3 protein-coding genes and 1 pseudogene are annotated in these 6,320 nt (G+C 40.9%); all 4 read left to right on the top strand.

What is annotated here, in order from left to right; all coding sequences use genetic code 11:
* A partial coding sequence (locus AACQ17_RS04965; protein ID WP_141201460.1) for a hybrid sensor histidine kinase/response regulator occupies positions 1-1,977 on the top strand: 1,977 nt, incomplete at its 5' end.
* Entirely contained in the window at positions 1,974-3,752 is a 1,779-nt protein-coding gene (locus tag AACQ17_RS04960) for an EAL domain-containing protein (protein WP_017048098.1), read from the top strand. The genes AACQ17_RS04965 and AACQ17_RS04960, both read left to right, overlap by 4 nt.
* A 522-nt stretch (positions 3,753-4,274) precedes the next feature.
* Positions 4,275-5,906 carry an ABC transporter substrate-binding protein gene (locus AACQ17_RS04955; protein WP_141192786.1) on the top strand — a complete coding sequence of 544 codons (1,632 nt, stop codon included), beginning with the start codon at positions 4,275-4,277 and terminating at the stop codon, positions 5,904-5,906.
* Between the two features lie 118 nt (positions 5,907-6,024).
* Positions 6,025-6,320: pseudogene (oppB, locus tag AACQ17_RS04950) on the top strand (oligopeptide transporter permease); the annotation flags it as partial.

The following is a 6,320-nucleotide window of genomic DNA, read 5'->3' as shown; positions in this document are numbered from 1 at the left end:
AGTCAAATCAGTTCAAAACTTTCAGAAGTTCAAGTGCAATGGCTGACAGATTTGCTCGATAAAATACCCAGCATGATCTTCATCTCAGATGTGAATGGGAAAGTAGTGTTATCTAACCGTTCATATAAGCAATGTAGCAAGGCTTCTCTAATTAGTGATGATGTGAATTGCCTCATATGTACTGGCATCGGATCTGTCGATCTGTCGAATAAACACTATCAGATTGATGAGAAATATTATGTCATTAATCATGAATCGATTGCGCATCCCAAGAGTGGGGATACTCATTACTTGACCGTTTGCAGTGATATCACAGAACTCAAGCTCTCAGAATTGGCATTACGTGATTCTAATAATAAGGCACTAGAAGCTGTAGATGCGAGGAATCATTTTTTAGCTGTAATGAGTCATGAGCTTAGAACGCCAATTGCGGCCATGCTAGGGTTGATGGAGATTTTATCAACTCGAATTAAAAACGATGAGAGCCGTTTGCTATTGACGAATGCAATTCGTTCTGCCGAGAGAATTAAGCACCATGTCCATGAGATTTTAGATTTTTCAAAAATGGAAGCTCAGCAATTACAATTAGATATACGCCAGCATAATATTTTAGAAGAGTTATGTCCCACCATTAGAAGCTTTGAAGCGAGTGCTAAGTTGAAAGGCGTTGAGTTCGTTGTTGATTGGGTGCCGACAGCTATTATTTACGCAAAGTTTGATGCATTACGCTTAAATCAGGTTCTTACCAATGTATTAGCCAATGCTGTTAAATTCACTACGGCAGGTACGGTTTCCATCCACGTTGAATTGACGGAAGAACAGATAGTCTTTGCCGTAAAAGATACGGGGTGCGGAATGAATGAAGCGCACTTGGATTCGTTATTTAAGCCATTTATGCAAGCGGATAAAACCATTACTCGCCAATATGGCGGTACTGGGCTTGGTATGTCAATAGTATCGAATTTAGTCAATCTAATGGATGGTCATATTACAGTTTCCAGTACGCTGAATGAGGGGACTCAAGTAACAATAGTGCTTCCCATTTGTGGTGAGCCGCTATCTGAACCGTTGAGTCAACGTAACTACCGTTGCACTAACGAACGCATTATCGAGTGGTTGAAGTGTTGGCAAGTTTCGGTGAGTCAAGGTGGTGTATCCTTGGTCGATTTTGACGCGATAATGACCAAAAAACATCTCTATCCTGACCTTCTTATTGATAAGATAAAAGATAGTGAACAAGTGCTGGTTCAACCGAAAAAAATGAAACTTTGTGGGCATGTTTTGGTGGTTGATGATGACGCTATTAACCGTTTGTTATTAAAAAAACAGCTACATGAACTTGGTGTGCAAGCAACCATTGTTGGTGATGGAGAAGAGGCATGCCATCTTTTACAAAACGAAGACAGCCAGTTTGATTTACTACTAACGGACTGCCATATGCCTAAAATGGATGGTTTCGCTTTAGCAAGATTTGTTAAAAATCATATTCCGCAAGAGAGATATAAGGTGGTTATCGGTTGTACGGCAGAAGACTCACGGTTGATCGCAGAGAAGGCTCACCAGTCTGGTATGGAACACGTGTTGTATAAACCCTATTCGTTGGCGTCGCTGTATACTATGTTGAGTGGTTATCTTTCTATGTATCCTTTAGTAAATGCTGACTCAAAAAGCTGGCTTGAGAGCTTTTTACCGGGTGAAAAAAGTGAAATTGCTTCTGTTGTGGCAGAATCTTTAGCGGCCGAGGTCGATAGACTCGAAAAGCATGATTCTGATTACAAAATGATAGCCCATCGTGTTAAAGGCTCTGCCGGAGCGCTTCAACTGGATTATCTCGCGAGTCTTGCGGTTAGCTTGGAGCGCGAATTAGAACCACAAGCGGTTGTATCTGCAAAACAACGACTGATAATGGAAATGAAAATCGTGATTACACAAGCACAAGAATGGTTAGATAAACAGCAACGAGTAGATGACGAATGAACATTTTGATTGTCGAAGATGATCGAATTCAAGCCACGAGTTTGAAACTGAAACTCAGACAACTTGGATTGAATAATGTCGATATTGCAGCAAATGGACACCAAGCGTTGGCTTTATGCTTGCGCAAAGAGATATCGCTGGTTTTTTGTGATATTCATATGCCGGAAATGGACGGAGTTACGCTTTTGTCGATGCTTGGGGATAAACATCCTTCACTCGGAATTATTATATTGAGTGCTGTTGACGATGCCGTGTTAGACCTTACTTATAACATGTGCTGTTTAGCGAGCTTTAATTTTGTCGATGTTTTGCGAAAACCCTATTCTATTGAGCAACTTGAAACCGTGATTCATGCGTTTCATGTGAAGTGTGAACAACAGGCCGCAAGCATTACGCCTATCTCATTAGGGTACAAAGAGATAGAAACAGCATTCAGCGAAGATTGGTTATTCAATTACTATCAACCTCAGTTTGATTTTAAAACGGGTGCCATGGTTGGAGTCGAGGCACTTGTCCGATTAGATCACCCAGTTCATGGTGTATTAAGCCCTGCGCATTTTCTGCCTCTTATTGAAGAGCTGAATTTGATGGATAAGCTGTTTTTAATTGTTTTGGATAAAGCATTATCGGCTTTAGGCAGTTTGTCAGCCGATCTCCAGTTATCAATCAATATCTCCCAGAGTAATTTACAACAGCTGATCTGTGACCCCATTCTTACTCTCTGTCACAAATACGCGTTTCCCACTGATAAACTCACGCTCGAGCTGACGGAAGATCATGTCTATAACGGTACGACAGCATCACTGGCTAATCTTGCGCGTTTAAGAATGCATGGTGTTGGTTTATCCATTGATGATTTTGGCACAGGCTACGCCTCTCTAAGTCAGCTCTCGAAATTACCCTTTACAGAACTTAAAGTAGATCAAAGCTTTGTCCGTGATCTCTCCACCAATTATAAAAACCAGCAACTCACCAACATGTGCTTATTGCTAGCGCAATCCTTAGGCTTGCATTGTGTTGTCGAAGGTGTGGAGGATGAAGATACTTGGCAATATTTACGTCATTTAGGCGTGGATACTTGTCAAGGTTATTATTCGGCGATGCCGATGCCGATTGGCGATCTCGCTGAACTGTATAGCAAAAATATCAGCAAGCAGTTAAGCCATCAAAGTATTGAAGATGGTGTGTATTGCTTATTAGTTGGAGAAAATTCGACTAGCGCTAATGCCCTAAGAAAAATGTTGATGAGAGAAAAACGCGTTACGCAGGTGGTCGTTGCCAGTGATCTCGCTTGCGCTGTAAAGAGATTGCGTGATTTACCTTTTAATTTAGTGGTTGTGGATAGCTACTGCAGTAAAGACGCTAGTTTGCAGTTGCATCAGCATATTGAATCGATGAATTTTAAGGGAAGACTTATTTTTCTCAATGAATATCATGAAGCAATATCTGCAGAACTTGCACATGCGCGCCACATTGTGAAATCAGCTGCATTGACTGACACCATTCAGAGCATAATGGGGGAGGTTGGGCGAACAGTTAATTTTCAACCTAGTTTTCGACTCAATGAAAGACTATCCAGCAGAGAGTTGAGTGTGGCAAATTTGTTGATTCAAGGTTTGACCAATAAGCAGATAGCTAATCAACTGGATATTAATCAGAAAACAGTCAGTACTTACAAAGCGAGAATTCAAAGTAAATTGGGCATTCGTTCGGCCATGGAGCTGATTCGTTACATTGAGCTCGATCATCTTAGTGCCAGTTTGAGCATCGCGTAAACTGAATGTCGATTTGCGTAAGTATTAGATTACACTTTTCGGTGAAAGTGTTTATTTATTATTACCAATCAACACGTTGTTAATTTATTGTTAATCAATTTTAGTGACACTCTTCACGGATTTTATTTTTAGATGGCAGGATTATCCCTTTAAGTTAGATCTAACGTAACTAAGATGTTAAAAAAAGGCTGATTTTCCAGTGAAACGTGCTGAAAATGTACTCAACACTAGATGATTTAGCACTATGGTCTGACCAGATAGCGCTTGGTAACTTTAATTCACTGAGTTTGAGTTAATTGTTGGGCTATTTATCTATTCCATTAGGTAAACCATGGAATTATGCATTTTTTTGCTACGATTTTATGGCAAATTACTTCAATGGTTGCTAATGTGTGCCGCTATCCTTAGGAGTTTTTAGATTTTTCTGCTTAGTTTTTGCGCTAAATAAATCTAAAGTTCTAGCGATGCTAGAGAGCTCTCAAGGAAGTCATGGATGCAAAAATAAAAACTTGGAGTTTATGCATGTATAAAAATAAAATCACCCAAGCCCTTCTTCTAGGGGCGGGTATGGCAGTGGCTGCCACTTCTACTTTTTCTATCGCGGCTGATGTTCCAGCCGGCACCAAATTGGCCAAAGTTCAGGAAATCGTTCGTGGTAACGGTACTGAAGTCGCCACACTCGATCCTCACAAATCCCAAGGTGTTCCTGAGTCGCACGTAATTCGTGACTTATTGGAAGGGCTTGTGAACCAAGACGCGGATGGTAAAACCATTCCTGGGGTTGCAGAAAGTTGGGAAACGGCAGACAACAAAACATTCATTTTCCATTTGCGCAAAAATGCAAAATGGTCAAATGGTGATCCTGTCACGGCTGGTGATTTTGTTTTCAGCTTCCAACGTGCAGTCGATCCTGTAACGGCTTCTCCTTATTCTTGGTATATGGAATATACTAAGATGAAGAATGCAAAAGATATTGTGGCAGGAACGAAAGACAAAAGTGAGCTTGGCGTTAAAGCTAAAGATGACCACACACTCGTTGTTGAGCTTGAAGATGCTGTGCCTTATTTCGTCATGATGATGGGCCACACAACCGTGAAACCCGTTCATAAAGCAACCGTAGAAAAGTTTGGTGACCAATGGACCAAGCCTGAGCATTTTGTTGGTAACGGTGCCTACGTTGTTGATCAATGGGTTGTCAATGAGCGTTTAGTACTAAAGCGTAACGAGCAATACTGGGACAATGACAAAACAGTCATTAACAAAGTTACCTTCCTGCCTATTGAAAACCAAGTATCAGAAATGAACCGTTTCTTATCAGGTGAAATCGATATCTCTTATGAATTACCCACCGAGCATTTTAAGCGTCTGAAGAAAGAGCATCCAGAATCAGTATCGATTCAGGGTAACTTGTGTACTTATTACTACCTGTTCAATACCAAAAAGGCACCATTTGACGACGTTCGTGTGCGTAAAGCGATTTCTTACGCTATCGACCGTAACATTGTGAGTGATGCGATTTTAGGTCAAGGCCAAAAACCAGCTTATTTCTTAACACCTGAAATTACGGCGGGCTTTAATCCTCAAATGCCAGCATATGGCAAGATGACGCAAAAAGAGCGCGATGCAGAAGCGGTAAAATTGTTGGCTGAAGCGGGCTTTAATAAAGACAACCCTCTGAAATTCAGCCTCCTCTACAATACATCGGAAAACCACAAGAAAATCGCTGTAGCACTGGGTTCTATGTGGAAAAAAACGCTCGGTATTAATGTCGTATTAGAGAACCAAGAGTGGAAAACCTATCTAGATTCTAAAGATCAAGGTAACTTTGAAGTGGCACGTGCTGGTTGGTGTGGTGACTATAATGAAGCGTCTTCATTCCTAACCTTAATGGTGAGCAATAACACCACGGGTGGTTTGCACTACCAAAGCGCTGAATACGATGCAATTATTGATAAAGCGTTAAAATCAACCTCTGAAGAGGAGCGCACTAAGCTATATCTGGATGCAGAAAAACTATTAACCAAAGATATGCCGATTGCCCCTATCTATCAGTATGTTAAATCTCGTTTATTATCTCCTAATGTAGGCGGCTTCCCGATGAATAACGCGGAAGAGAAGATCTACTCAAAAGATCTTTATATCACAGCAAAGTAAGTCCACTTACGCTGATAAAAATATAACGACTTAGACACTGCATGTAGCTATCTTCAGATAGTAATTTACATGCAGCGTCTTTCTAATTTTCATTGTCACAGACTGAAAGAGTGAGTTTATGCTTAAATTCATCGCAAAAAGGATATTAGAAGCGATACCAACCATGTTGGTGTTGATCACGGTATCTTTCTTTCTCATGCGTTTCGCTCCTGGTAACCCATTCTCAAGCGAACGTCCTTTACCACCGGAAGTGATGGCCAACATTGAAGCCAAATATGGCTTAGACAAACCCGTGTCTGAGCAATACTTCACCTACTTGACCAATATTTTGCAAGGTGATTTTGGCCCATCATTCAAATACCAAGATTATACGGTGAATGAATTGATCGCCGTTGCCTTGCCTGTCTCGGCAAA

The sequence above is a fragment of the Vibrio sp. V10_P2A27P122 genome (assembly GCF_963874335.1).
In the GTDB taxonomy this organism is placed as follows: domain Bacteria; phylum Pseudomonadota; class Gammaproteobacteria; order Enterobacterales; family Vibrionaceae; genus Vibrio; species Vibrio anguillarum.
Note: the sequence above shows the minus strand (reverse complement) of the source record. Positions and strands in the feature narration are given on the sequence as shown.

What these genes read in the sequence shown, in the direction of transcription:
- AACQ17_RS04960 (WP_017048098.1), top strand. Translation starts at nt 1,974, where the DNA reads ATGAACATTTTGATTGTCGAAGATGATCGAATTCAAGCCACGAGTTTG.
- AACQ17_RS04955 (WP_141192786.1), top strand. Translation starts at nt 4,275, where the DNA reads ATGTATAAAAATAAAATCACCCAAGCCCTTCTTCTAGGGGCGGGTATG.